Raw genomic sequence first — 25547 nt, 5'->3', positions numbered from 1 at the left:
TGTATCTATATGGAGACTCCTGTTGAATATCTTGATTCGGCATTAATAGCGACACTAAAACTCAGAGGTTTTAAAGTAAGCCGAAATAGTGTTCCGAAAAGCAAACCTACTGCATTCGGTCGTCGGCATTATTACTTGATCATACTCAGTATAGGAGATAGCAAGGTACATTACGACGACCATACTATTCATCTCGATGGAGTGTACCTTCTTCTTGCCAACCCCAAAGTACCATATGCGACCGAAATTCTGTCCGAAAATCAAACGGGCTATTCCTGTGTTTTTACCGATGATTTCATTAAGCCGCTTGCGCGTCTGGAAAGTCTACAACATTCGCCTCTGTTTAAAATAGGCGGAACGCCTGCTTTTAAACTCAATCTGGAACAACAATCTAAGCTTACCGAAATTTTTGAGACTATGATTGCAAACGAGACTACGGATTATTCATATAAAGACGACCTGATGCGTAATTATATCCAACTTATCATTCACGAAGCATTGCAAATGCGACCTGCCGAATACTTCACGCATTTCAACAATGCCTTACTAAGAATAACTACTCAATTCATGGAAGTACTTGAGCGTCAGTTTCCGATAGAAAGCCCAAACACACCTCTGCAACTCAAAACCGCTCAAGATTATGCAGCCAATCTGTGCATTCATGTAAACTATCTAAACCGTGCTGTCAAGGAAACCACAGGTAAATCCACTACCACTATAATTGCCGAGCGAATTACCGCCGAAGCGAAATCATTGCTACAATATACCGACTGGAGTGTTGCCGATATCGCTTTTGCCCTTGGATTTGAATACCCGAATTATTTCAGCAATTTCTTCAAAAAAGTGACTGGCAATACCCCAAAACACTATCGCGTCCGTTAGATTTGAATTTTATACTTTTTGGTTTGAATACTTTATCAATCTAAGGTGGTATTCTCGTACCTTTGCCTATGATTTGATAGAAAACAACTAAAAATATAAATAAGATGAATAGAATCACTGAAAAAATGATCTTCAAGCCAGCATTTGAGTACATTGATAATGGCATTGAACATGGAGTGCTAAGTCCTTTTGAAACCAAAGAGACCATTCTGAAAAAAGGTGAGCAAATAGCTCCCGGCTTTAAGCCTCTTGATTGTGATATTCGTTATTTGAAAGATGTACCTGTAAGAATGCGGGACGGTGTTACAATCTACACTGATATTTTCCTGCCTGTTACTACCGAAAAAGTGCCTACGCTGATTGCGTGGAGTCCTTACGGGAAAAGTGCGGGTACAGCTCCTCGTTATGTTAATTTGTTCAATATGCTTGGAATGGGAAATGCGTGGAGTTCAGGCTTAACAAAGTTCGAAGCTCCCGATCCGGCTTATTGGGTTCAGCACGGTTATGCGGTATGTAACCCTGACGCACGCGGAATTGCACACAGCGAAGGCGACATTACAATGATTGGTTCTCAGGAAGCGGAGGATTGCTACGACCTTATAGAATGGTTGGCCGCGCAAGACTGGTCAAACCAGAAAACGGCATTGTCGGGAACTTCATATTTGGCTTTTTCACAATGGTTTATAGCTGCAGGGCAACCGCCGCATCTTACTTGCATCAGCCCAACTGAAGGCTTGCAGGACGCATATCGCGATTTGGCATACATTGGTGGTATTCCTGATCCGAATTTCATCCAGCGTTTGCAAGTAAATCATGTTAGTGCTACGGGCGCGAAACGGGAAGATATGGTTGCCGAAATGGAGGCTTATCCATTGGCAAATTGCGAACTGTGGGAAGACAAATCAGCTGATGTTTCCAAAATCACTATACCCATATATGTTGTCGCAAGTTACTCCAATACACTGCACACAATGGGAACTTTCCGCGCATGGCGTTCGTTAGGCTCTGCCGAAAAATGGCTACGTATTCACGACACACAAGAATGGCCTGATTATTACGATGCCGAATCTACCGAGGAACTTCGCCGTTTCTTTGACTATTACTTGCTTGGCAAACAAAATGGTTGGGAAAAGACACCTGCCGTACGCTATTCGATTTTGGACTTTATGGGTAAGAACCGTACCGACCTCGTTGCCGAAACTTTCCCTCCGAAGGAATCACAAATGCAGCGTTACTACATGAGCGGTAGAACACGAACATTGCAATTGACTGCCGACGCAGGTGAGTTCCCAGTGCGTTATTTTCCGGAGGCTTTGCCTTGCCGTGTATCGTTTCAGACTACTTTTGAAAAAGAGACCACTTTTGTTGGTTATCCTAAAGTAAAACTGTTCATGGAAGTAGAAAATGCCGACGATATGGATGTCTTTGTATGGGTGCAGAAAATAGACAAATTAGGCAATGTTTTGAGTGAATTTGTAGTGCCTAATCGGAATGCTGCTTTGCAGGATTTCACCCAAGACGGAGCCTCTGCGTTGCGTTATAAAGGCCCAAGCGGGCGTTTGCGTGCATCCGCCAGACATTTAGATCCAATCCTCTCTAGCGACGAAGTACCTGCGTACAGTTTTGATCGCGTAGAAAAGCTGCAATGAGCTCAATGGATATTGATGTTTATGCCATTACAAAGCAGGGAACTTATAAGTATGATCCCGACAAACATGAACTCATCTGGCTTGCTGAAGGCGACTATCGCCGAGCAGCAGGTGGAGGGCAGGATTTTGTAGCCAGTGTCCCCGTTGTACTTATACTTGCGGCGGATTATACAAAATACGATACCGTATATAACCCGACTGGATTTGACCTGTCTCAGTACGTTCTGTTTACGGCGGCAATGGATGCTGGTATCGTATCACAAAATATAAATCTGTTCTGTGCCGGAAACGGTCTTGCAACCATATCGCACAGTATGATGGATCACAAAGTCCTAAGTGAAGTGCTTAAACTCAACGAGTCGCAATATCTTCTACTAAATAATGCTGTTGGTTATCCTGCTGAATAAAGATTTTATATTCATAGCACTAAAGGCTGTCTGATTAATTTCAGACAGCCCTTTCTCATACCTATTTGGGATATGATAAAGGATTGGAATAATACGTTTGAGACTCAGAATATACAACCGGAAGAAAAATGATTAATGTGAAAAAGAAAAAGTCCATTCCTGAAAATAGTTTTAATGATAAGTATAATGAAGGAATAATCATTATGCGAGCAACCTTGAATGGTTTACCTGATCCAAAGGAAGTAGAGCAGTCTCATCGGGACGACGGGCATTTATTTATTTTACAGGAGAAAGGGACTACGCATATTGAAATAGACTTTCAAAAGCATAAAATTAATGCGCCTTCCGTTATCTATATAGATCCGAATCAAGTACATCGTTTGTTAAAGTTTGAAAATGCCACGGTTAGTAGTTGGATAATTACCAGTGAAAGTATGCACCCGGAATTTCTTAAACTATTACAAGACCTCGCACCGGTAAAAGTTCTCCCATTAAAAAATGAGATAATATCAATTCTTTCAGAGGTTGCTTCTCTTAGCATAAAACTTTCTGAGAGAAAAGACGAAAAGCTCTATTATCCCATCCTTAAAGAAAGCTGTAACACACTAGTGGCTTTAGTTGTATCGCAATATCTATCATTATCCAAATCAACTGACCAATTATCGCGTTTTTCAGTTATCACTAAAACTTTCAAATTATCTCTGGAACAAAATTATATAGAGATTAAAAGTCCGGCTGAGTATGCAAGAAAATTAAACATATCAACTCCTTATCTAAACGAATGTGTCAAAGCCACTACCGGTCATCCTGTTTCATATCATATACAACAGCGCATTATTTTAGAATCACAACGCCTTCTTTATCATTCCGATAAATCTATAAAAGAAATTGCCGGTGAACTGGGCTATGATGACTATTCTTATTTTACACGACTATTTACCAAAGTTACAGGAATGACTCCACTGGCATTTCGGAACAAAAACCTCGATTAGTCCTATACTTACCTTATATTGACCTTGTGAAGCCTTAGTATTTCCCATACTTTTGCAGTATCAAAAATTATAAAAATATGAAAACTTCAAAAGTAAATCAGCCCGGATACGTACTACGTTTTAAAGCTAAATCCGGTAAGGGAGACGAATTATTCAAGGTTTGCAATGACCTGCACTTCACTGACGATCCGGACGGACCGGTTACTTGGGTGCTCACCCGTTCACTTGAAGACCCTGACATTTTATGGGCGTTTGAGTTCTACCGAGATGATGCTTCATTTGAACGTCACTATTCCAACCCGGAGCTTGATGAGGGGCATAAACGAGTTATCGATCTGCTTGCTGAGGGCGTCGAGGAATGGGGCATTCGCGAACATGTTCGCATATTCGCCTCCAGCTATTAGATAATCATTACGGTAATCAGTCTCTAGCATTAAAACTGATTACCGTATCTTATTAATTAATAATTCAAATAACGAAGTTTAGCCCACATTGCCACAAGATTCCTTTCAATAAGTTAAATTCTGTTTGGTTTCTCTTCTCTGGGGCTTCCAGGCATAGCCTGCATGTTAAATATCGGTCGTTTTTGTCATTTCCCCCTCTGTAGTACACCCAGAAATATGGTCGTTTATCGCAAAATACCGACCTTTGTGGCATGCACATCGGGACAGTCTATAAGATCAACAGCAAAGGTGAACGCTGGCCATACTTCCGCCTGGTGGAGAGCTACCGCAATAGTTGCGGTCAGCCCCGTACCTGTACCCTCTGTATCTTAGGCTATCTTGAAGAACTCCCTGAACTACGACAACATGTTCTCTTGTGCCGCTGCATTGAGGATTTGGCTTATCATGGCCAACGTCCAATGAGTGGCGAGGAAGTAATAGACCGTCTGACTTACGAGTTCTACGAGAAGATGGTGCGCAACGGCCGCCTTGCAGAAGTAAAAGACAGCCTGCGTGAATACCGTGATGAAATGACAAAGAACGGTTTCGAGAATGTCAACTGTAAATTAGAGAAAGACAAACAAAAAATTAGATTTAACGTGAAGATATTGATAATTTAACGCTAGTTTGTATTCTTTGGAATTATGCAGAATAAGTCAAATATGAGCGACTTTCGAGGGGAGAGAGTTGCTATAGTAAGTTAGAGGAGATAGAGAAATTATTTCCGCTACAGCAGGCCATAGCCGATATCCCAAAACACCTATATAAGACTCTATCTCTTCCATCATCAATTCGATATTGCTTCGGTATTTCTTTGCTATCTACTTAATATATCAGATATTTAGCGAGTAAATACCGTAAAGAATAGGCAGAGAAATAAATTACGAATACCTTTGGAAGAAAATAAAAACGAAACTATTATGGGAACTCTAAAACAAGGAATACTGGGCGGCGTATCAGGTAAAGTAGGGAGCATAGTGGGCTACCACCGCAAAGGAAAAGACATCATACGCATACAAGCTGCCACTATCAGCGATGCACGTACACCCAAGCAACTGCAGCAACGACAGAAAGTAGCCGCAGCTACCGCTTTTCTCAAACCGATAGTACCTTTTATCCGTATCGGTTTGAAGAACTATGCACAAGGACGGACAACATACAACACCGCCACCTCCTACCTGATGAAACGGTGCATCAGCACTAACGAAGAAGGCGTAGCCGTGGTAGACCTGCAACGGGTAATGGTATCTATCGGTTTCTTGAATGGTGCGCCAAATACTTCGGTAAATCGTGAAACGAATAAGGTAGTATTCCGATGGAAAGACAATAGCGGCGAAGGGAATGCCGAAAGTACAGACATCGTTATGCTACTGGTATATAACAAAGAAAAAGGTACAGCAGTCTATAACACTCATGCAGGCTTACGAAGCGACAGTACAGCAAGTATCCCGATACCGAAAGATTGGAAAGAAGATTCACTGGCTACTTATCTGAGTTTTATTAGTGCCGATGAAGAAGAAGTATCCAATAGTATCATAAATATATTGGAGCCATAAACACCACCCAAACCTCACTGTATAGAGCCACTAAACAGAAATGCCTATACAAAAGTGACAAAAAAAAGAGTAATGGAATTAAAAAGTCACTACTTTTGCAACCTAGATATTCTATATAAGAAGAAAAAACTATAATAACATATTCAATGAGCTCACCCAAACATCCCAAAGGTCTTTACCTTATCTTTGCAACCAGTACGGCAGAACGCTTCAGTTACTATGGCATGCGAGCTATTTTTATCTTGTTTCTTACGCAGGCACTTCTTTTCGACAAAGAACATGCAGCCTCCATTTACGGTAGTTATACCGGACTGGTTTATCTCACACCGCTTATCGGTGGATATATCGCAGATAAATATTGGGGAATCCGCCGTTCGGTATTTTGGGGAGCAATGATGATGGCAGTAGGTCAATTCCTGATGTTTGCCAGTGCTTCGATGCTCAGCGCCGTTCAATTGTCGCACTGGTTGATGTACATCGGACTCACTTTCCTTATTTTAGGAAACGGATGCTTCAAGCCAACCGTCACTTCATTGGTAGGTCAACTCTATAAACCTGGAGACAAACGACTGGATTCGGCCTATACCATATTTTATATGGGTGTGAACGTAGGTTCCTTCCTTGCCCCACTAGTATGCGGCTACTTTGGCGAAACGGGCGATCCGAACGACTTCAAATGGGGCTTCCTCATTGCGGGAATCGTTACCGTATTTACAGTAGTATTGTTTGAGTCACAGAAGAACAAATACCTCATCGGACCCGATGGAGAGCAGCTAGGTATTATCCCTGACGCCCAAAAAGGACAGACATTAGAAGCCCAAGACACTTGCCTTTCCGAAACCGAAAAGAATAAGAGAAAACGAAATTTCCTGCTTTTAGGTTTGCTGGCCGTAGTACTTGCCGCTATTTTCTATTGGAGTTTCGATGGAGATTGGATCAGCGTCGGCATCTTTACCGCCTGTATTGTACTTCCCGTCAGCATCCTGCTCGAAGGATCACTCACCAAGATTGAACGTAGCCGTATCTTTGTAATCTATATCATAGCCTTCTTTGTAATCTTCTTCTGGGCCGCCTACGAACAGGCCGGCGCCTCTCTGACGCTTTTCGCTTCAGAGCAGACTGATCGTACTATATTAGGTTGGGAGATGCCCGCATCGTGGATTCAGTCATTCAATCCTTTCTTTGTGGTGATACTGGCAGCCATCATGCCGGGTGTATGGGGTTCGCTCAACAGACGGGGCATGGAACCATCTTCTCCCACTAAGCAAGCTATCGGTCTGTTGTTGCTTTCCCTGGGTTATCTGGTCATCTGTTTCGGAGTAAAAGATGTACAGCCAGGCATCAAAGTAAGCCTTATTTGGCTGACAGGATTGTACTTTATCCACACCATGGGCGAAATATGCCTCTCTCCTATCGGATTGTCTATGGTAAACAAGCTGACACCCATCCGTTTCGCTTCCTTAATGATGGGTATCTGGTATCTTTCTAATGCCACAGCAAATAAATTTGCAGGTACATTGAGCGGTCTTTATCCCGAACCGGGAAAGGTAAAAACGTTGTTAGGATATCACATTGAAACGATGTACGACTTCTTTATGGTATTCGTTGTCATGTCGGCTACAGCAGCACTTATCCTCTTCCTGCTTTCAAAGAAATTGCAGAAGATGATGCACGGAGTAGAATAAAAATAAGCAAGCTTATTTTGTACTGCATTCCGTTTGCACTATCTTTGTACCAATTTTCAAAATATACCCCACCTATGGACTCTATACAGATAAAGGATAAAACGTTCACTGTCTCTATCAAAGAGCAGGACATTCTAAAGGAAGTAACCCGCGTAGCCAACGAGATCAATCGTGATCTGGCAGGAAAGAACCCATTATTCCTCAGCGTATTGAATGGTTCGTTCATGTTTACCGCTGATTTGATGAAACGTATTACGATACCTTGCGAAATCTCGTTCATCAAATTAGCATCTTATCAGGGAGTAGCTTCTACAGGGGTTATCAAAGAAGTGATAGGCATCAATGAAGACCTAACTGACCGTACGGTAGTCATCGTAGAAGATATTGTAGACACCGGTTTCACCATGCAACGCCTACTGGATACACTCGGCACACGCAATCCCAAGGAAATCCGCATTGCATCTCTATTGCTGAAACCCGAAAAACTTAAAGTAAAACTGGATATTGATTATGTTGCCATGAGCATTCCCAATGACTTTATAGTAGGTTATGGACTGGATTATGATGGCTTTGGTCGTAATTATCCCGATATCTATACAGTAGTAGATTAATTATAATAAATCATTTAAATAATAACTAAACAAGATGTTGAATATTGTAATTTTCGGTGCTCCCGGTTCAGGTAAGGGAACACAAAGTGACTTGATTGTGAAGCAATATGGTATTAACCACATTTCTACAGGAGACGTACTCCGCGCTGAGATTAAGAATGGCACAGAACTAGGCAAAACAGCTAAAGGTTACATCGACCAAGGTCAGTTGATTCCTGACGAACTGATGATTGATATCCTTGCCAGCACACTGGATAGCTTCAAAGATAGCAAAGGTGTTATTTTTGATGGTTTCCCCAGAACAATTGCACAGGCTGAGGCATTAAAGAAAATGCTCGCTGAACGTAACCAGGAAGTAAGCATAATGCTTGACCTCGACGTGCCTGAAGAAGAATTGATGAAGCGCCTCATCAAGCGTGGATTAGAATCAGGTCGTGCAGATGACAACGAAGAAACTATCAAAAAACGTCTCGTTGTTTATCACACTCAAACTTCTCCGTTGATTGATTGGTATAAACAAGATGGTAAATACCAACACATCAAAGGCTTCGGCATCTTGGACGAAATCTTTGCTGATGTTTGTAGTGCTATTGATAAAGTAAAATAAAAAAAAGAATATGGCTGAATCGAATTTTGTTGACTACGTAAAAATATATTGCCGCTCCGGAAAGGGCGGACGAGGCTCCACGCACATGCGGCGTGAGAAATACATACCCAATGGTGGCCCCGACGGAGGTGACGGAGGACGAGGAGGTCATGTTATACTCCGCGGTAACCGTAACTATTGGACCTTGTTGCACCTGCGCTACGACCGTCATATCATGGCAGGTCACGGTGAATCGGGCAGTAAAGGACGCAGCTTCGGCAAGGACGGAGAAGACAAAGTAATTGAAGTTCCCTGCGGAACAGTAGTATACAACGCTGAAACCGGTGAATACCTCTGCGACGTGACCGAACATGGACAAGAAGTCATTCTACTGAAAGGCGGACGAGGCGGCTTGGGCAACTCGCATTTCAAAACTGCCACCCGACAAGCCCCACGCTTTGCGCAACCGGGCGAACCGATGCAGGAAATGACAGTAATCATGGAGTTGAAATTGCTGGCAGATGTCGGTCTGGTAGGTTTCCCTAATGCAGGAAAATCAACTTTACTAGCCTCTATTTCAGCTGCAAAACCCAAGATTGCGAACTATCCTTTTACCACATTAGAACCAAATCTGGGGATTGTATCCTATCGTGACGGCAAGTCATTCGTCATGGCAGATATCCCCGGTATTATCGAAGGAGCCAGTGCGGGTAAAGGTTTGGGACTACGTTTCTTGCGTCATATCGAGCGTAACTCATTGTTACTGTTCATGGTGCCTGCCGATAGCGACGACATTCGCAAGGAATATGAAATCTTACTGAACGAACTTCGCACTTTCAACCCCGAAATGCTGGATAAGCAACGGGTACTTGCTATTACCAAATGTGATATGCTCGATCAGGAATTGATGGACGAGATAGAGCCTACGCTGCCTGAAAACATTCCACATGTATTCATCTCTGCAATCTCCGGTATGGGTGTCTCCGTACTGAAAGACCTCCTTTGGGAAGAGTTGAATAAGGAAAGTAACAAAATAGAAGGCAAAATAGAAAGCATTGCCCATCGTGCCAAAGACATGAGCCATCTGCAAGAGGAATTGCAAGATGAAGGTGAAGACGAAGACCTCAGTTACGAGTATGAAGAGGACGACGAGGATATTGACGACCTCGAAGACTTCGAATATGAAGAAGAGGATTGGGAGGACGACAAAAAATGATTTCTCTCACCGAAGATAAGAAAATGTTGGGATATGAGATTCTTTCCTCATATCCCAACATTTCTTGTTTTGTAACTACCCGTCGTGGAGGATGCAGCCAAGGAAATTATGATTCTTTCAATTGCACGCCTTATACGGGAGATGATGCGGAATGCGTCAGACGCAATCAGGAAATAGTATGTTCATCTCTGCCGCAGCCTCCTAAAGAATTAATTATTCCCTACCAGACTCATGGTACGAAAGTACTTGCCATTGATAAGACCTACCTGCAAGCTAACAAAGAAGATCGACATACCATGCTGCAAGGCATTGATGCATTGATTACCCGTGAACCGGATTGTTGCCTCTGCATCTCTACCGCAGACTGTATTCCTATCTTACTCTATGATCGCGTTCACGAAGTCATAGCTGCTGTTCATGCAGGTTGGCGGGGAACAGTAAACTATATCCTCGGACATACCCTTGACAAGATGCGGTCACTCTACAATACAGATGGTAAAGACATTATAGCTTGTATCGGTCCCGGCATCTCCCTACCCGCTTTTGAAGTAGGTGACGAAGTGTACGAAGCTTTCCGCGAGAATGGCTTCCGAATGGATTATATCTCAGAGTGGAAACCCGAAACACATAAATATCATATCGACTTATGGGCAGCCAACCGTTTGCAACTATTAGACTTCGGAGTGCCTTCCATCCAAGTGGAAACAGCAGGTATATGCACTTTTACTCAACATGAAGAATTCTTCTCGGCAAGACGACTGGGCATCAAATCAGGGCGTATATTGTCGGGGATCATGATAAACCAAGTTATAAGTTATTAGTCATAACTTATAGCTAATAATTCATAGCTATTTTATGTTTTATAATATTACTGTATCAGAAGAAATAAAGCTAGCCTGCCCCATTTTTAGAGGTGCAGCTGTTTATGCCGAAGTTACTAATACGACTTTCAGTGAAGGACTTTGGGAGGAAATAAATGCTTTTACTGAGGAATTAACAACCACTACTGTAGCGGAAGATATTAAACTACAACCTGTAATAGCCGCTACCCGTGAAGCTTACAAACATTGTGGAAAAGATCCCAGCCGTTATCGTCCGTCTGCCGAAGCCTTGCGCCGACGGTTAATGCGTGGCCTTGCATTATATCAGATTGATACATTGGTAGACCTCATTAATCTTGTTTCTTTACGTACTGGATACTCCATCGGTGGATTTGATGCAGACAAGATACAAGGCACAGATCTTGTGCTTGGTATCGGACGTGCCGATGAACCTTTTGAAGGAATCGGACGCGGAGTACTCAATATAGAAGGTTTACCTGTCTACCGTGATTTGACAGGTGGCATCGGTACCCCGACCAGTGATAATGAACGTACCAAGATGGATCTTGAAACCCGGCACATCCTTGCCATCATCAATGGATACAACGGATCGGACGGATTGGAAGAAGCCGCTGAAATGATACAAGACCTATTAAAGAAATACGCTTCTTCGGATGGCGGAAGCATACAATATTTTTTATAACCTATGAAGTATACCTTTATCATACCTATATTACTGATAGTTCTTTCCATGACAACACATGCGAAGAATCCGCCTTTTTCTCCTATGGAAATTAATCACATCCGTGTAGCAACTCCCGGGTTATTCGACAAAGGCAAACAGATAGAAATCTATCTCGATACCATAACAGATACGCAATATGCCTTCCCTTTACCGGGCGCCAAAGTCATTTCCCCTTACGGACGAGGACGGGGACATCATAGCGGCATAGACATCAAAACCCGCGCCAAAGATACCATCCGTTGCGTTTTCGATGGTGTGGTGCGGATGGCAAAACCTTACAGTGCATACGGTAATGTGATCGTTGTACGTCACCCGTCCGGTTTGGAGACCATATATAGCCACAACTCCAAAAACCTTGTTCATAGCGGAGATACAGTAAAAGCAGGACAAGCAATAGCCCTAACCGGACGCACAGGACGTGCATCCACCGAGCACTTACACTTCGAAACACGTATTAACGGACAACATTTCGACCCCAATCTCATCTTTAACATGAAAGAAGGAATATTGAACGGGAAGAATATCAGTTGTACCAAAAAAGGAAACGAAATCATAGTAAAACAGTTACCAATGATCTATCAGCGCCCTCTGCAAAAAAAATACCCGATAGAACCATTTGACTATAAAAACGTTTCACTACATTTGCAAAACGTTTCACTGCCAACACGAATTGAATATTAAAGTATATCAATGATAGAAAAACTGATTGTTCTCGAGGATATTGATCCGGTTATATTTTATGGCGTTAATAACGCTAATATGCAACTGATAAAGGCACTATATCCTAAACTCCGCATCGTTGCCCGTGGCAATGTCATCAAAGTCCTGGGAGACGAAGAAGAAATGTGCGCATTCGAAGAAAATATTACCAAACTGGAAAAGTATTGTGCCGAATATAACTCCTTGAAAGAAGAGGTCATTATAGACATCATCAAAGGGAATGCTCCACAAGCCGAGAAATCAGGTAATGTCATAGTTTTCAGTGTGAACGGCAAACCTATTATTCCACGTAGTGAGAATCAATTGAAACTAGTGGAGGCTTTTGCCAAGAACGATATGTTATTTGCAGTCGGTCCCGCCGGTTCCGGTAAGACATACACTGCTATCGCCCTTGCCGTACGAGCTTTGAAAAACAAAGAAATTAAGAAAATCATCCTTAGCCGTCCCGCCGTAGAAGCCGGAGAGAAACTAGGATTTCTACCGGGAGACATGAAGGACAAAATAGACCCATATCTGCAACCGCTTTACGATGCTTTGCAAGATATGATACCTGCTGCCAAACTCAAAGAATACATGGAACTAAACATCATCCAGATTGCTCCCCTAGCCTTTATGCGCGGACGCACGCTGAACGATGCCGTAGTCATTCTGGACGAGGCGCAGAACACCACTACCCAACAAATCAAGATGTTCCTCACCCGTATGGGAATGAACACCAAAATGATTGTAACGGGTGACATGACGCAGATTGACTTGCCACAATCGCAAACTTCCGGCTTGGTACAAGCCTTAAGAATTCTGAAAGGAGTAAAAGGTATCAGTTTTATTGAGCTTAACAAAAAAGACATTGTACGCCACAAACTGGTGACACATATCGTTGAAGCTTACGAGAAGTATGATAAGGAAGTGAAAGCCGAGCGTGAAAAACAGAGAGCGGAAAGACAACTTCCGTCCTAAAACGTAGATTTTCAAACAGTAAATATTACAAAGATGAAAGCATTAACTAAAACAGATTTCAATTTTCCGGGACAGAAAAGTGTGTACCACGGAAAAGTACGTGATGTGTACAACATCAATGGTGAAAAGTTAGTAATGGTCGCAACAGACCGCATCTCAGCCTTCGACGTAGTATTGCCGAAAGGTATTCCTTTCAAGGGACAAATGCTGAACCAAATTGCAGCCAAGTTCCTGGATGCCACTACCGACATATGTCCCAACTGGAAAATGGCTACTCCCGACCCTATGGTTACAGTAGGTGTAATGTGTGAAGGTTTCCCCATCGAAATGATTGTACGCGGTTACCTTTGCGGTAGTGCATGGCGTGCTTACAAGAGTGGAGTTCGTGAGATCTGTGGCATCAAGTTGCCCGAAGGCATGAAGGAAAACCAGAAGTTCCCCGAACCTATCATCACTCCGACTACTAAAGCAGAAATCGGTGAACATGATGCAGACATCTCTAAGGAAGAAATCCTGGCACAGGGTCTGGCTACTCCCGAAGAATATGCTATCTTGGAGAAATACACCATGGGACTCTTCTTACGTGGTACTGAGATTGCAGCAGAACGCGGTTTGATCCTCGTTGATACCAAGTACGAATTTGGTAAGCATAATGGTACCATCTACCTGATGGACGAAATCCATACTCCTGACTCCAGCCGCTACTTCTACTCCGAAGGCTATGAAGAGCGTTTCGCTAAAGGTGAACCTCAAAAGCAACTTTCCAAGGAATTCGTTCGCGAATGGTTGATGGATAATGGTTTCCAAGGCAAAACGGGTCAGCAAGTTCCTGAAATGACTGAAGAAATCGTTAATTCTATCAGTGAACGCTACATCGAACTATTCGAGCACATCACTGGTGAGACGTTCGTAAAAGAAGATACCAGCAATATTGCCGAACGTATCGAAAAGAACGTAATGGAATATTTGAAATAAAATGGACTACCCACAAGAACATATCAAGCCATACGGCAAAGACGGCAAAAAGAGCGAACAAGTAGAAGAAATGTTCGACAATATTGCTCCTGCCTACGACAAGTTGAATCATACTCTATCTATGGGTATAGACCGAAGCTGGCGTAGGAAAGCAATCAATACGCTCCGTCCTTTCCGTCCACGGCGTATTATGGATGTAGCAACCGGCACCGGCGACTTCGCCATCCTTGCGTGCCGGGAACTTCAGCCCGATACTCTGATAGGTACCGATATCTCGGAAGGTATGATGAATGTGGGTCGTGAAAAAGTAAAACAGGCGCGCCTCTCGGACAAGATCTCTTTTGCCCGGGAGGATTGCACCTCTCTCTCGTTTGCCGATAATAGTTTCGATGCCGTGACCGTGGCTTTCGGAGTCCGTAATTTCGACGGATTAGACAAGGGACTTTCTGAGATGTGCCGCGTACTGGTACCTGGAGGGCATCTTGTCATACTGGAACTTTCTACTCCGGACCGCTTCCCGATGAAACAGTTATTTGCTATTTACTCAAAAGTTGTCATCCCCCTAATCGGCAAATGTATTTCGAAAGATAACAGTGCCTATACCTATCTACCGCAGAGTATCCGTGCTTTTCCGCAAGGAGAAGTAATGCAGAAGGTCCTTAACAAAGCGGGCTTCAGCAAAGTGTACTTCAAGCGGTTGACTTTCGGAATATGTACTTTATATGTAGCTCAGAAATAAGCAAATCATCATTCTTTTAATACCCCATCAATATGCAGAAATACGGTTTAATAGGCTATCCGCTGAAGCATTCGTTCTCCATCGGATATTTCAATGAGAAATTCAAGGCAGAGAATATCGATGCAGAATACGTAAACTTCGAAATCCCCCGCATCGAAGACTTTATGGAAGTGATAGAAGAAAACCCTAATCTCTGCGGACTCAATGTGACCATACCCTATAAGGAACAAGTCATTCCCTACCTGGATGAACTTGACAAAGACACAGCCAAGATAGGCGCAGTCAATGTTATTAAGATTATCCGCCTCCCCAAAGGTAAGGTGAAACTGATAGGTTGTAACTCAGATATCATCGGGTTTACACAATCCATAGAACCTCTATTGGAGCAGCATCATAAAAAAGCATTAATCCTGGGCACCGGCGGAGCATCCAAAGCTGTATATTGGGGACTGAAAAATCTAGGAGTAGAAAGCACCTTTGTATCACGTACCAAAGATTACGATAAATACCTGACTTACGAAGAGTTGACTCCCGAAATCATGCAAGAGTACACAGTCATTGTGAACTGTACCCCTGTAGGCATGTACCCAAAGGTAGATTTTTGCCCTAACATTCCTTACGAGTCATTGACTCCCAACCATTTGCTTTACGATTTGTTATATAATCCAAATGAAACTCTTTTCATGAAGAAAGGCGAAGCACAAGGTGCCGTCACCAAGAACGGACTGGAAATGCTGTTGTTGCAAGCCTTTGCTGCATGGGAAATTTGGAATAGGTAACATGAAAAGGATTTTTAAATACTCATTAATCAGTTTAGCCGTTCTCTGCACTGTTCTGCTGTGTGGAGGTTATTATATGTTAGGGCATGCACTAAAGCCCGACGACCTCGCACGCGCCCGCAATATTGAGACGTCCTACGAATATATGTTTAATGAGTATCCGGAATTGAAACCGTGGGTAGACAGCCTGCAAACTGTGGGTGCCTTACGCGACTTTTATTTAGAAAACGACCGGGGTGAGAAACTACACGCCCTCTATATTGAAGCTGCCCAACCTACGCGCAAAACCGCAGTCATTGTACACGGTTATACCGACAATTCCATCCGCATGCTCAATATTGGCTATCTCTATAACCGTCAACTAAAATATAATGTCCTGCTACCCGACCTCCACGGGCACGGAATGAGCGAGGGTACCGAAATACAAATGGGCTGGTTGGATCGTCTCGACGTCCTGCAATGGACTACCACCGCCGATGAACTCTTTGGCAGAAACAACGAAATAGTAGCTGTAGGCGATAGTACTTACGTACGTAGTAGTGGTACAGAAATGGTAGTACATGGCATATCTATGGGTGCCGCAACCACCATGATGATCTCCGGAGATGTAGAACATGGCGTCTATCAGCAACCCTTCATCAAATGTTTTGTAGAAGACTGCGGTTACACCAGTGTATGGGATGAGTTCCGTGGTGAATTGAAAGCTCAATACGGTTTGCCAGCCTTCCCCTTGCTGCATGTAGCAAGCTGGCTTTGCAAGCAAGAATATGAATGGGATTTCCGCGAAGCTTCCGCATTGAATCAAGTAAAGAAATGCAGCCTGCCTATGTTCTTCATTCATGGGGACGCTGATACGTATGTGCCTACCTGGATGGTTTATTCCCTCTATGAAGCTAAGCCAGAACCTAAAGAATTATGGATTGTTCCCGGTGCAACGCATGCCAAATCTTACAAAGACTATCCGCAGGAATATACAGAGCGGGTAAAGAATTTTGTGGAAAAATATATTCATTGATGTGATTTTCCTTATCTTCGCTGCTACAAATACTATAGTATGAGACGAATTATTTCTATAACATTTTTCTTTTGCTTGCTCTTTTCCTTGCAGGCACAAGAGGTTTACACAACCAATAACATCCCCAAAGTACATCTTCAGGACAAGACACGGTATGTCTGCAATCCTGCCAATATTTTATCCATAGCAGCTTGCGATAGCATAGACCGTATGTTGTATGCGTTAGAACAACAAACGGGCATCGAAACAGTAGTGGCCGTTGTTCCGTCCATTGGTTCGGAAGATTGCTTCGATTTTGCACATCAGTTACTGAATGAATGGGGTGTAGGAAAGAAAGAAAAGAATAACGGTTTAGTCATCCTGCTGGTTACCGACCAACGGTGTATTCAGTTCTATACAGGTTACGGTTTGGAAGGTGATTTACCCGACGCTATTTGTAAGCGCATCCAGACGCGCGATATGATTCCGTATTTGAAAAATGGCAATTGGGATGAAGGTATGGTAGCCGGAGTACGTGCTGTTTGCGCACGGCTCGACGGTAGCATGGCGAACGATACGGATGAAGGAGACGACCTTCCAATCGGCAGCATGCTTCTTGGACTTTTAGGCATTATCGCTGTAGCTTCGTTCTTCGGCATTCTTGCACAGCGCAGGGCTACCAAATGCCCCAACTGTGGACAACACAAGCTGCAACGTAGCGGCAGTGTACTCGTTTCGCGCCGCAACGGAGTGAAGACTGAGGACGTAACCTATACGTGCCGTAATTGTGGGCATAAAGTAGTTAGACGCCAACAATCGTACGACGAGAATTATCGTGGTGGCGGTGGAGGCGGTCCTGTTATCTTCGGTGGCATGGGCGGTGGACGCGGCTTCGGAGGTGGAGGAGGTGGCTTCAGTGGTGGCAGCTTCGGAGGAGGTATGGGAGGCGGAGGAGGTGCCGGTTCCCGATTCTAATAACAATTAACTAATCACACATTAATAAAGAAAGAAAGTATGAAGAAATCAACCATTATCATTCTCGTAGCCGTAGCTATCCTCGCAATTTGGGGCGTAACCGGTTACAACGGACTTGTATCTATGGAAGAAAATGTCAGTGGACAATGGTCAAACGTAGAAACACAATATCAACGTCGTGCCGACTTGATTCCTAATCTTGTAAATACAGTAAAAGGATATGCCACCCATGAGAAAACAACTTTGGAAGGTGTCATTGAAGCTCGTAGCAAAGCTACCCAGATAACAGTAGATGCCAACGATCTGACTCCTGAAAAGCTAGCTGAGTATCAGAAAGCACAAGGTGCAGTAACCTCTGCCCTCGGCAAGCTGCTTGCCATCACCGAAAACTATCCTGACCTGAAAGCCAATCAGAACTTCCTTGAACTGCAAGCACAGCTAGAGGGAACAGAAAACCGTATCAATGTAGCGCGCACTAATTTCAATAACGCTGCACAAGGTTTTAATACGGCTATCCGCCGCTTCCCGAAGAATATTCTAGCTAGTCTCTTCGGTTTTGAGAAGCGTCCTTACTTCGAGGCTGCCGAAGGTTCGGAACAAGCACCACAGGTACAGTTCTAATTCGGGAATGACATTATACCGGTTCTCAAATGTATCTTCATCGAACCTGCATTAAAATAATCGCCGGAACACTTGACATCGCCTTTTCAATGTTGTATCTTTGTAAAGTGAATTTATAGATACTTCAATTTTAAATTAGGATAGACGGAGGGGCATTGCTTCTCCGTTTCTTTTTTCCCCTCACGCCCTCTTGCTTGAAATACCTCATGTTTGCTCCCCTAATGCTGCACTTTAGCTCCCCAAACGTCACACTTTAGCAACTGAAATGGCTGGCATTTGCCTTGAAAACCTCTGTTGTTTTGGCGAAAAGCCCCGGCATTTCAGACGTTGAGGTGTGGCAAAATAGATGGTCTGTTCAGGGCAAATAGATGATGCGTTTGAGGTAAACAGATGGTCTGTTTCGGGTAAACGCATGATGTGTTCCGATAACACAAACGAGAGGCTTTAGCCTTCCGTCCGTTAATCTTTCGTAAATCAGCTCTTGACAATATTGGGGTAACTATTCAGGTGGTATAGTTACAATCGTATCCTCCTGTTTTTCAATAAGCAAAGATAATCATTATTAAAAGATATGGAGCAAAGCAGGTATAAATTACCCTTATACAGCAACAAGTCTCTATATATCCATTATTTATCCAGTTTCCTGCCCTCTTACTTGTCTCTTTTCTACATATTTCATGACAACTAATCATATTTATTTGTATATTTGTGGAACGTAACTGACTCAAACTAAAAAAAATTACTATGAAACCATTAAGTAAGCTATTTAGAACTACGCTATTTACCGGATTAGCACTCTTCGTATTTACCTCATGCAGTAATAACGAAAACAATGAGCGGGAAAAGATATTAAGTAAAGAGTATCAATTGGAAAATATCAAATGGGGAGCCATGTCCGAAGATGAAACAACATGTAGGACATTTGATGACGTCGAAGAAATAATAGCAAATAAATATGATAAAGGATACAAAGCAATCATCACCTATTTGCAGGACTACGAACAAAGCTCCCAATTCTTCTCAAATGATCCGGAGTTGTTCATGCACTTGATTGGAGAAGCAACAAATAGCCTTTCCATTCCTTCCGAATCTACTTTTAGTATTAAAAATACATTTTACTCAGTAGAAAGTCCTACGAAGGCTCCCTTCTCACTGAAGGCATATAAGTTCCCTGCTGAGGATCAGTCTTATCAGCAAGTCACAAGTGAAGGACCTTTCAAAGTTAAAAGTACTGCAAAGATTGAAGAATATCAGGTAGCGGCCACTTATTGTGCTACTTTCAAAGAAGTAAATGGCAATGAAACTGTAGAAATTACAGGAAAATGGAAAGGTGTATTTTACAGATGTAAAAATCATCATTCCGTTACTTCGGATTATAAAGAATAGCTTTAGTCAACCTTTAGTAACAGCAAGTACATACCCTTTTTTCATCAACGACTCAATGTTTACGGTTGGGTCGTTTTTTAATGCTTTCCGTAAATAAGTAATCTGTACGTTCAACGCCAAAGAATTGGCATAGGAAGAGTTGCCCCAAACCACTTCGAGCAGTTTATCACGCTCTACGGCAATGTTGAGATTGATGGTAAGCAGACGAAGCAGCTCCGCCTGACGGGAAGTAATCAAGATCTTACTGTTTCCGGTACGAATTTCGTTCGTACTATAATTAAAGACTGAATTCCCGAAAGAATAGGTTTCTTCTTCCTGTTTATCGGATAGTTGAGAAGTAAAACGTTCCCGAATGCGGGCTATCAGTTCTTCGGGATAGAAGGGCTTAGCAAGATAATCGTTGGCACGAAGCTGAAAACCTTGCAGACGGTCGGCTTTGTCACTTCGATCAGAAAGGAAGAAGATGAGGACGTGTTTATCTGTCTCGCGGATACATTCGGCAACCTCAAAGCCATTGAATCCAGGCATGTTGATATCGAGCAAAACAAGATCGGGCTTAACAAGAGGAAATTGTTCCAAAGCAATCGTACCATTACCGGCATAAGTCACTTCGTAACCTTCCGTCTCAAGGAAACGTTTTAAGAGCATGGAATATTTTAAATCATCGTCAGCAAAAAGAATCTTTAATGTTTTCATATATATAGGTCTATTATTGTGGAATATTTATTTCCACAGTAGTTCCACGTCCCAACTGACTACTCAACGAAATACTTCCCCGATGAGCATCCACCAATAGCTTTACATAACTCAATCCCAAACCGATACCGGGAATGAAGTGATCGGGCAGATTGCTGCCACGGTAAAACTTATCAAACACATGTCCTTGGTCAGAGGTGGAAATGCCAATACCATCATCAGAGACTTTTAATGTCAGTTGATGATGATGCAGTGCGCATTCTACACAGATATGAACAGAAGCACCGGAGTATTTGATGGCATTCTCAATCAGATTACTGATAATATTGGCGATATGTACCGGATCGACGGTGACAAGCAGATTGTCCGCCAGATGGGTTTCGAAAGAGATTTGTTTTTTCTCATAGGTCTGTTGCAGACGTATCAGCTTCTCTACTACAGGTTTCAAGTCAAAGGTACTCAAAGAAAGTTGTGTTCGTTCATCATCGGCACGGGTCATGTCACGCAGCTTCCGAAGGTAGGCGGAGAGATTATCCAGTTCGGAAAGGGAGTCGCGAACCACTTCATCCATAGCTTGCTCGTCGGTACGCATAGTTTTGTTATTAAGGAAGGCAACGCACATCTTCAACGCCTGCACCGGACGCTTCAGTTCATGTATCATGGTATTCACAAAACTTTTGCGCAGTTCGTCAAGGCGACGCTGCTTCAGGATGGTCTTAATCTGAATGACAAGGCAAACGGCCAACAAAAAAATCATCAGAAGACTGCCAAGAAGCTGCCATGCCATACGAAGCAACAAAGAAGAAAGGGGTGGGTGGACATCCACCTGCACAAACTGCTGCTTCACCGGATTATAATAGTAAGTGACCCGATAGTGGGGATAGAGAGAAGTTCCAACCATTTCCACCGTATCGCGACAATGCAGCAAAGTGTCGTGATGGACACCGAGGCAGGTACTGAAAGAGGCATAACCTAATGTGGACGCAAGCAATGAATCGAATCGTTGCGTGGTAAAAGGAACATCCGTCTCTAACTTATAACGATACAGAAAAAGTGGAACATACTCGCCCAAGTCTTTATGACTACCGAAGCTTATAGTATCGCAATACACATCGGAAGAGTCAGCCTTATCCCGCGTCTGATATTTGAAAAGGTAGATGAAACGATTCTTAGAGGGACTTTCCAGATTGAATTTACTGCTCAAATGCGAACTTTCCGTGACCTTCCGTTGCCGACCGAAATAACGACGAGGTTGCAAGCTACGCACAGAGTCGTTCAGTGCAGCTGCATACAGCACCTGCTGGAACACGGCGTCAGTATGCTTCTCATTATTATACCGGCACTGATTCCAAAGCCAATAACCTTGTCCTGCCACAATGAGCAGTATAGAGAAAATGGACAGCAGCCAGATGATTTTGATTCGTTGTTCCATAAGAGCCAATATTAATGTATGACAAAGGTACCTCTTTCCCTGCAATCAGCAGTACGCGCGAAGCAGATATTCTTGTCAGAGTAATATTTCAGTAATAACTTTTCTGCTCCTATAGAGCGATTCCGGCATAAATTTGCGCTATCACTAATGAGAAAAGAATATGAAAAAAGAAATCTTCCTTACCGCATTACTGGTCCTAATCGCAACCACAATGCATGCACAGTTCAAAATCAGTATGGGCAAAATTTTCCGCAAGGATACCATAGACCAAGCTGTTTTCAAAGTGCAGTACGAAGTAGACGGATGCATTGATACTTCCTCGAAAAAACGGTTCAAAGAAACGATGATGCTCGAAGTTGGGAAACACTCTTCCAAGTTCTACAGTTACACTAAATATGTAGGTGACTCCGTGTTTGCCGCTGATGTCGCCAATCATGCCTCTCAGGAAGTCATGACTGAACATATCAAGCAATACGGACAAGGCAAACTCAATGAACAAACCTATAAAAGACACCCCGCCGGCAAAGTCACCACTCTTGATGAAATAGCCGGAGATGTTAATCGCCTGCGCTGCGAAGAAGTGGAGGAACGTCCGCAATGGAAACTTTCAAATGACACACTCTCTTTCCTTTCATACATTTGCCACAAAGCGGAATGTAACTTTAAAGGTAGAAACTGGACTGCCTGGTTCACTACTGAAATTCCGTCCAGCGAAGGTCCATGGAAACTATACGGACTTCCCGGTTTGATTTTAAAAGCAGAAGATAGTGATAATGATTATGTATTTACCTGTACCGGCATAGAGCAATGCCACTCTTATCATCCTATCCTCTTCAACGGCAAGGACTATGAGCCTGTGAACCGTAAGGCATACAACAAAATCCATGAGCGTTATTATGCCGATCCATCCGGTTATATCATGAGTAGTGCCCCCAATATCAACCTCACCATTCGCGACGAACAAGGCAACAAAGTGAAAGGTTCAAGAAACCTTCCCTATAATCCGCTTGAGCGGAATTGACTACATCCATCATTCACAATATACCCCAACAAATGAAACACTTAGGCAAATCATCTGCTTCCCTACTTCCAATCATGCACAAGATGGCATTTTATGCAGCACAAGATAGAGTTATTCCTTTCCTATGTTTCTGCTGTACACTCTTCTTCTGCCAGTACATGCAAGCACAAACACTGAGCGGCACGATTAGCGATGAGGAAAGTAAAACACCTCTGGAAGGAGTCATGATCAGCGTGCTGCGCGGCAATATGATGATAGACTATGCACTGACCGATGCACAAGGGCGATATTCCTTGCCATGGAAGCATAACACTACACTGCAAATTAGTGTTTCAATGTTGGGGTATAAACACGAAATACGTAATGTTTCGATGGCAGGAGTACTGAATATATTGTTACAGTCAGAATCTATCCTGCTGAAAGAAGTGCAAATACGCCCGGGACGTATCAGTACAAGGAAAGATACCGTCAGATACAATCTTGCTGAATTTATATCATCTAAAGATGTACATATCAAAGACGTCTTAAAGAGGCTTCCGGGAGTGGATGTGGAAGAGAATGGTCAAGTAACCTACAAAGGAAAATCTATCGATCATTTCTTAGTAGAAGGTATGGACGTAACAGGAGGTCGCTACAACCAAATAAACAATAACCTTAGTGCCAAAGCTGTAAAAGCAGCGGAAATCATGGAAAATTATCAATCGGTAAAAGCATTGAAAGGTAAAATCAATTCTGATGAAGTTGCACTAAACCTACAGCTCGATCCACAAGCCCGTGACCAGTGGATAGTAAACAACACATTAGGTCTCGGCTGGAATGAAGCCATGCTGTGGGATGCTTCCGTAAATGCCCTACAACTGGGCAAGGGTAATCAAAGTATCTATAGTTACAAGACCAATAACACCGGCACTGACCTCAGTCGCGAGCAAACTGTTCTTTCGAATAACACCTCACAAGAAATACCTCTTTACGACTTCCTGACTCAGCCCGCCATCAGTGCTCCGCTCGACAAGGAGCGACTTCTCTTCAACCAAACGCATACCATAAATGCAAACCGCATGTACAAATGGAATGATGAGCAATCACTACGTCTGCAAGCCGGATATACCCATGATCGAATTAGGCAGGAACGCAGAAATACACAAATATTCTATCAACCGGATGATACTATCAGTATAAACGAGACTTATAACTACCACCTATTAAGCGATGCCGCCCATCTGGAAGCCAACTATGAAAACAACTCAAGCAAACATTATCTGGTAAACCGCTTCCTTCTGGAAGGTGAATCTAATCGGGGAGCTTCTCCGGAGTTACAGCAAACCATTCGCACTTCCCAACTGGCTGCCAAGAATTTCTTTAACTTCATTCGGAATAGAGATAACACCACCTGGGAATTTAATTCTGCCACACAATATGCATACGTACCATCTTCTCTTTCCTTGTCCAACGGCAAAAACAAGTATGAGCAACAGAATCTCTATACCGACAACAAAGGCAGATACCTGAAAAAACATAACGGCTTTACCAGACAATACACTGCCGGAATGCAAGGGGAATGGGATAAGGTATATCTCTCTGATACCTCCTCTAACAAAGAATCCTATTCCCCTTCTAATTTTTCCATTTATCTCACTCCTTACTTTGAATTGGAACGGAATAAATGGTTGGTCAGCCTTTCCACACCTGTAAAGTACAAACGTTACTTTGAGCAACAACGTTCTTTCTTGTTCTTTACCCCGAAAGTTTATCTACGATATCAGTTGGATTATCACTGGAAGTTCTCCCTCTACGGCAGACTGAACCGTTCGGCAGGGGACATCACCGATCTATGTCCATCTATTTACCGGACGGATTATCGCACCTGGAGAAATGGAAACGGGCTTTTTCCCGTCAGTACGGAGCAACTTTGTAATCTTTACGGAGAGTATAAGAATACTGTACAAGAGTTCTTCATCACAGCTACATTGGCATATCAACGCACTCATTACAATACGTTGAATGAACAAAGCATATCCGAAGATGCCCTTGTATATACCCGACGCAAGCATAGGAACTACACGAATAACTGGTCTCTGTTCAGCACTTTTTCCAAAGGATTCTTTGATTGGAACCTGAAGACTTCCCTCAACCTGCAACTCAGCCGTAGTACGGGACAGCAGTTGACGAAGATTTCGAATACAGCCTCATCCGCTACACCCAAAGAAACTTCCGGCAATAGCTTGTTACAAAACTATCGCTACGATTATCTAAAAATCGAGCCGAAACTGATATGGTCACCTACCGAAGCTTTCGAAGCGGAATATCATGCGACCATCGGTTATGGTGGCAGCAAGATAGGAAGTGACACTCACCTTACCCCATTACTGGACTTTGTACAACGACTGCATCTTACTTATAGCATCGGGCATCTTGACTTTCGTCTTTCCGGCGAATATTACCGGAATGATTTAGGCAACCAAACACACCTCAACACCATACTGGCCGATGCAGCACTTGTCTATAAGAGAAAGAAATGGAGAATTGAAGCTGAAGTGAATAACCTCTTCAATAAGAGAGAATATGCTTATACAATCTATTCAGCTACGCAAAGCTATACTTCACGATTGAATATCCGACCAAGAGAAGTACTTGCCAAGATCTCTATAAGTTATTAGCC

General features: G+C 43.0%; 26 protein-coding genes. 24 read left to right on the top strand and 2 right to left on the bottom strand.

What is annotated here, in order from left to right; all coding sequences use genetic code 11:
* Nucleotides 1–9: 9 nt before the first annotated feature.
* The 22 genes from Q1W14_RS20005 to Q1W14_RS19900 all read left to right on the top strand — a co-directional run bounded on the left by Q1W14_RS20005 (nucleotide 10) and on the right by Q1W14_RS19900 (nucleotide 19739).
* Entirely contained in the window at nucleotides 10–882 is an 873-nt protein-coding gene (locus Q1W14_RS20005; RefSeq protein ID WP_300704444.1) for an AraC family transcriptional regulator, read from the top strand.
* Nucleotides 883–986: 104 nt separating this feature from the next.
* Nucleotides 987–2531, top strand: coding sequence for a CocE/NonD family hydrolase (locus tag Q1W14_RS20000; RefSeq protein ID WP_300704443.1), 1545 nt, complete (start codon nucleotides 987–989; stop codon nucleotides 2529–2531).
* A gap of 5 nt (nucleotides 2532–2536) precedes the next feature.
* Nucleotides 2537–2938 (top strand): nitroreductase family protein, encoded by a 402-nt coding sequence (locus Q1W14_RS19995; RefSeq protein ID WP_300704442.1) that lies wholly within the window; start codon nucleotides 2537–2539, stop codon nucleotides 2936–2938.
* A gap of 137 nt (nucleotides 2939–3075) precedes the next feature.
* Nucleotides 3076–3930 (top strand): helix-turn-helix transcriptional regulator, encoded by an 855-nt coding sequence (locus tag Q1W14_RS19990; protein ID WP_300704441.1) that lies wholly within the window; start codon nucleotides 3076–3078, stop codon nucleotides 3928–3930.
* Nucleotides 3931–4007: 77 nt separating this feature from the next.
* Nucleotides 4008–4334, top strand: coding sequence for an antibiotic biosynthesis monooxygenase (locus Q1W14_RS19985; RefSeq protein ID WP_300704440.1), 327 nt, complete (start codon nucleotides 4008–4010; stop codon nucleotides 4332–4334).
* A gap of 251 nt (nucleotides 4335–4585) precedes the next feature.
* Nucleotides 4586–4993: a hypothetical protein gene (locus Q1W14_RS19980; protein WP_300704439.1), complete on the top strand. Its 408-nt coding sequence runs from the start codon at nucleotides 4586–4588 to the stop codon at nucleotides 4991–4993.
* 300 nt (nucleotides 4994–5293) lie between these two features.
* Nucleotides 5294–5929: a DUF6266 family protein gene (locus Q1W14_RS19975; RefSeq protein ID WP_300704438.1), complete on the top strand. Its 636-nt coding sequence runs from the start codon at nucleotides 5294–5296 to the stop codon at nucleotides 5927–5929.
* A 146-nt stretch (nucleotides 5930–6075) separates the two neighbouring features.
* Nucleotides 6076–7614, top strand: a complete 1539-nt coding sequence (locus tag Q1W14_RS19970; RefSeq protein WP_300704437.1) for a peptide MFS transporter — start codon at nucleotides 6076–6078, stop codon at nucleotides 7612–7614.
* A 74-nt stretch (nucleotides 7615–7688) separates the two neighbouring features.
* Nucleotides 7689–8225: a hypoxanthine phosphoribosyltransferase gene (gene hpt / locus Q1W14_RS19965; RefSeq protein WP_300704436.1), complete on the top strand. Its 537-nt coding sequence runs from the start codon at nucleotides 7689–7691 to the stop codon at nucleotides 8223–8225.
* 34 nt (nucleotides 8226–8259) lie between these two features.
* Nucleotides 8260–8832, top strand: coding sequence for an adenylate kinase (locus tag Q1W14_RS19960; protein ID WP_300704435.1), 573 nt, complete (start codon nucleotides 8260–8262; stop codon nucleotides 8830–8832).
* A 10-nt stretch (nucleotides 8833–8842) separates the two neighbouring features.
* On the top strand, nucleotides 8843–10027 hold the full coding sequence (gene obgE / locus Q1W14_RS19955) for a GTPase ObgE (RefSeq protein WP_300704434.1): 1185 nt from the start codon (nucleotides 8843–8845) through the stop codon (nucleotides 10025–10027).
* Complete coding sequence (gene pgeF / locus Q1W14_RS19950) at nucleotides 10024–10848, top strand: peptidoglycan editing factor PgeF (protein ID WP_300704433.1); 825 nt, start codon at nucleotides 10024–10026, stop codon at nucleotides 10846–10848. The genes obgE and pgeF overlap by 4 nt, the downstream gene beginning before the upstream one ends.
* A 34-nt stretch (nucleotides 10849–10882) precedes the next feature.
* On the top strand, nucleotides 10883–11551 hold the full coding sequence (locus tag Q1W14_RS19945) for a phenylalanine--tRNA ligase beta subunit-related protein (RefSeq protein WP_300704432.1): 669 nt from the start codon (nucleotides 10883–10885) through the stop codon (nucleotides 11549–11551).
* A gap of 3 nt (nucleotides 11552–11554) precedes the next feature.
* Entirely contained in the window at nucleotides 11555–12274 is a 720-nt protein-coding gene (locus tag Q1W14_RS19940; RefSeq protein WP_300704431.1) for a M23 family metallopeptidase, read from the top strand.
* Nucleotides 12275–12283: 9 nt separating this feature from the next.
* Nucleotides 12284–13270 (top strand): PhoH family protein, encoded by a 987-nt coding sequence (locus Q1W14_RS19935; RefSeq protein ID WP_300704430.1) that lies wholly within the window; start codon nucleotides 12284–12286, stop codon nucleotides 13268–13270.
* A 33-nt stretch (nucleotides 13271–13303) separates the two neighbouring features.
* On the top strand, nucleotides 13304–14245 hold the full coding sequence (locus Q1W14_RS19930; protein WP_300704429.1) for a phosphoribosylaminoimidazolesuccinocarboxamide synthase: 942 nt from the start codon (nucleotides 13304–13306) through the stop codon (nucleotides 14243–14245).
* A 1-nt stretch (nucleotide 14246) separates the two neighbouring features.
* Nucleotides 14247–14984 (top strand): bifunctional demethylmenaquinone methyltransferase/2-methoxy-6-polyprenyl-1,4-benzoquinol methylase UbiE, encoded by a 738-nt coding sequence (gene ubiE / locus Q1W14_RS19925; RefSeq protein ID WP_300704428.1) that lies wholly within the window; start codon nucleotides 14247–14249, stop codon nucleotides 14982–14984.
* A gap of 32 nt (nucleotides 14985–15016) precedes the next feature.
* Nucleotides 15017–15763: a shikimate dehydrogenase gene (locus Q1W14_RS19920; RefSeq protein WP_300704427.1), complete on the top strand. Its 747-nt coding sequence runs from the start codon at nucleotides 15017–15019 to the stop codon at nucleotides 15761–15763.
* A gap of 1 nt (nucleotide 15764) precedes the next feature.
* Nucleotides 15765–16778: an alpha/beta hydrolase gene (locus Q1W14_RS19915; RefSeq protein WP_300704426.1), complete on the top strand. Its 1014-nt coding sequence runs from the start codon at nucleotides 15765–15767 to the stop codon at nucleotides 16776–16778.
* A gap of 39 nt (nucleotides 16779–16817) precedes the next feature.
* Nucleotides 16818–17732, top strand: coding sequence for a YgcG family protein (locus tag Q1W14_RS19910; protein WP_300704425.1), 915 nt, complete (start codon nucleotides 16818–16820; stop codon nucleotides 17730–17732).
* Nucleotides 17733–17771: 39 nt separating this feature from the next.
* On the top strand, nucleotides 17772–18353 hold the full coding sequence (locus tag Q1W14_RS19905) for a LemA family protein (protein WP_300704424.1): 582 nt from the start codon (nucleotides 17772–17774) through the stop codon (nucleotides 18351–18353).
* A 744-nt stretch (nucleotides 18354–19097) separates the two neighbouring features.
* Nucleotides 19098–19739, top strand: a complete 642-nt coding sequence (locus Q1W14_RS19900; protein WP_300704423.1) for a hypothetical protein — start codon at nucleotides 19098–19100, stop codon at nucleotides 19737–19739.
* A 6-nt stretch (nucleotides 19740–19745) separates the two neighbouring features.
* Here Q1W14_RS19900 and Q1W14_RS19895 read toward each other — a convergent pair whose 3' ends face one another.
* Together Q1W14_RS19895 and Q1W14_RS19890 are read right to left on the bottom strand one after the other, a co-directional pair.
* Nucleotides 19746–20435, bottom strand: coding sequence for a response regulator transcription factor (locus tag Q1W14_RS19895; protein WP_300704422.1), 690 nt, complete (start codon nucleotides 20433–20435; stop codon nucleotides 19746–19748).
* 13 nt (nucleotides 20436–20448) lie between these two features.
* Complete coding sequence (locus Q1W14_RS19890; RefSeq protein WP_300704421.1) at nucleotides 20449–21867, bottom strand: HAMP domain-containing sensor histidine kinase; 1419 nt, start codon at nucleotides 21865–21867, stop codon at nucleotides 20449–20451.
* A 160-nt stretch (nucleotides 21868–22027) separates the two neighbouring features.
* Between Q1W14_RS19890 and Q1W14_RS19885 the strand changes: the two genes are divergently transcribed.
* On the top strand, nucleotides 22028–22888 hold the full coding sequence (locus Q1W14_RS19885) for a GLPGLI family protein (RefSeq protein ID WP_300704420.1): 861 nt from the start codon (nucleotides 22028–22030) through the stop codon (nucleotides 22886–22888).
* A gap of 158 nt (nucleotides 22889–23046) precedes the next feature.
* Nucleotides 23047–25545 carry a carboxypeptidase-like regulatory domain-containing protein gene (locus Q1W14_RS19880; protein ID WP_300704489.1) on the top strand — a complete coding sequence of 833 codons (2499 nt, stop codon included), beginning with the start codon at nucleotides 23047–23049 and terminating at the stop codon, nucleotides 25543–25545.
* Nucleotides 25546–25547: the final 2 nt, after the last annotated feature.

Origin of the sequence: Bacteroides sp. (genome assembly GCF_030151085.1) — a bacterium.
In the GTDB taxonomy this organism is placed as follows: domain Bacteria; phylum Bacteroidota; class Bacteroidia; order Bacteroidales; family Bacteroidaceae; genus Bacteroides.
Note: the sequence above shows the minus strand (reverse complement) of the source record. Positions and strands in the feature narration are given on the sequence as shown.

Bases quoted from the DNA above. Each gene is read 5' to 3' on its own strand.
- Q1W14_RS20005 (WP_300704444.1), top strand. From the start codon at position 10: ATGGAGACTCCTGTTGAATATCTTGATTCGGCATTAATAGCGACACTA.
- Q1W14_RS20000 (WP_300704443.1), top strand. From the start codon at position 987: ATGAATAGAATCACTGAAAAAATGATCTTCAAGCCAGCATTTGAGTAC.
- Q1W14_RS19995 (WP_300704442.1), top strand. From the start codon at position 2,537: ATGGATATTGATGTTTATGCCATTACAAAGCAGGGAACTTATAAGTAT.
- Q1W14_RS19985 (WP_300704440.1), top strand. From the start codon at position 4,008: ATGAAAACTTCAAAAGTAAATCAGCCCGGATACGTACTACGTTTTAAA.
- Q1W14_RS19980 (WP_300704439.1), top strand. From the start codon at position 4,586: ATGCACATCGGGACAGTCTATAAGATCAACAGCAAAGGTGAACGCTGG.
- Q1W14_RS19975 (WP_300704438.1), top strand. From the start codon at position 5,294: ATGGGAACTCTAAAACAAGGAATACTGGGCGGCGTATCAGGTAAAGTA.
- Q1W14_RS19970 (WP_300704437.1), top strand. From the start codon at position 6,076: ATGAGCTCACCCAAACATCCCAAAGGTCTTTACCTTATCTTTGCAACC.
- hpt (WP_300704436.1), top strand. From the start codon at position 7,689: ATGGACTCTATACAGATAAAGGATAAAACGTTCACTGTCTCTATCAAA.
- Q1W14_RS19960 (WP_300704435.1), top strand. From the start codon at position 8,260: ATGTTGAATATTGTAATTTTCGGTGCTCCCGGTTCAGGTAAGGGAACA.
- obgE (WP_300704434.1), top strand. From the start codon at position 8,843: ATGGCTGAATCGAATTTTGTTGACTACGTAAAAATATATTGCCGCTCC.
- pgeF (WP_300704433.1), top strand. From the start codon at position 10,024: ATGATTTCTCTCACCGAAGATAAGAAAATGTTGGGATATGAGATTCTT.
- Q1W14_RS19945 (WP_300704432.1), top strand. From the start codon at position 10,883: ATGTTTTATAATATTACTGTATCAGAAGAAATAAAGCTAGCCTGCCCC.
- Q1W14_RS19940 (WP_300704431.1), top strand. From the start codon at position 11,555: ATGAAGTATACCTTTATCATACCTATATTACTGATAGTTCTTTCCATG.
- Q1W14_RS19935 (WP_300704430.1), top strand. From the start codon at position 12,284: ATGATAGAAAAACTGATTGTTCTCGAGGATATTGATCCGGTTATATTT.
- Q1W14_RS19930 (WP_300704429.1), top strand. From the start codon at position 13,304: ATGAAAGCATTAACTAAAACAGATTTCAATTTTCCGGGACAGAAAAGT.
- ubiE (WP_300704428.1), top strand. From the start codon at position 14,247: ATGGACTACCCACAAGAACATATCAAGCCATACGGCAAAGACGGCAAA.
- Q1W14_RS19920 (WP_300704427.1), top strand. From the start codon at position 15,017: ATGCAGAAATACGGTTTAATAGGCTATCCGCTGAAGCATTCGTTCTCC.
- Q1W14_RS19915 (WP_300704426.1), top strand. From the start codon at position 15,765: ATGAAAAGGATTTTTAAATACTCATTAATCAGTTTAGCCGTTCTCTGC.
- Q1W14_RS19910 (WP_300704425.1), top strand. From the start codon at position 16,818: ATGAGACGAATTATTTCTATAACATTTTTCTTTTGCTTGCTCTTTTCC.
- Q1W14_RS19905 (WP_300704424.1), top strand. From the start codon at position 17,772: ATGAAGAAATCAACCATTATCATTCTCGTAGCCGTAGCTATCCTCGCA.
- Q1W14_RS19900 (WP_300704423.1), top strand. From the start codon at position 19,098: ATGAAACCATTAAGTAAGCTATTTAGAACTACGCTATTTACCGGATTA.
- Q1W14_RS19895 (WP_300704422.1), bottom strand. From the start codon at position 20,435: ATGAAAACATTAAAGATTCTTTTTGCTGACGATGATTTAAAATATTCC.
- Q1W14_RS19890 (WP_300704421.1), bottom strand. From the start codon at position 21,867: ATGGAACAACGAATCAAAATCATCTGGCTGCTGTCCATTTTCTCTATA.
- Q1W14_RS19885 (WP_300704420.1), top strand. From the start codon at position 22,028: ATGAAAAAAGAAATCTTCCTTACCGCATTACTGGTCCTAATCGCAACC.
- Q1W14_RS19880 (WP_300704489.1), top strand. From the start codon at position 23,047: ATGCAAGCACAAACACTGAGCGGCACGATTAGCGATGAGGAAAGTAAA.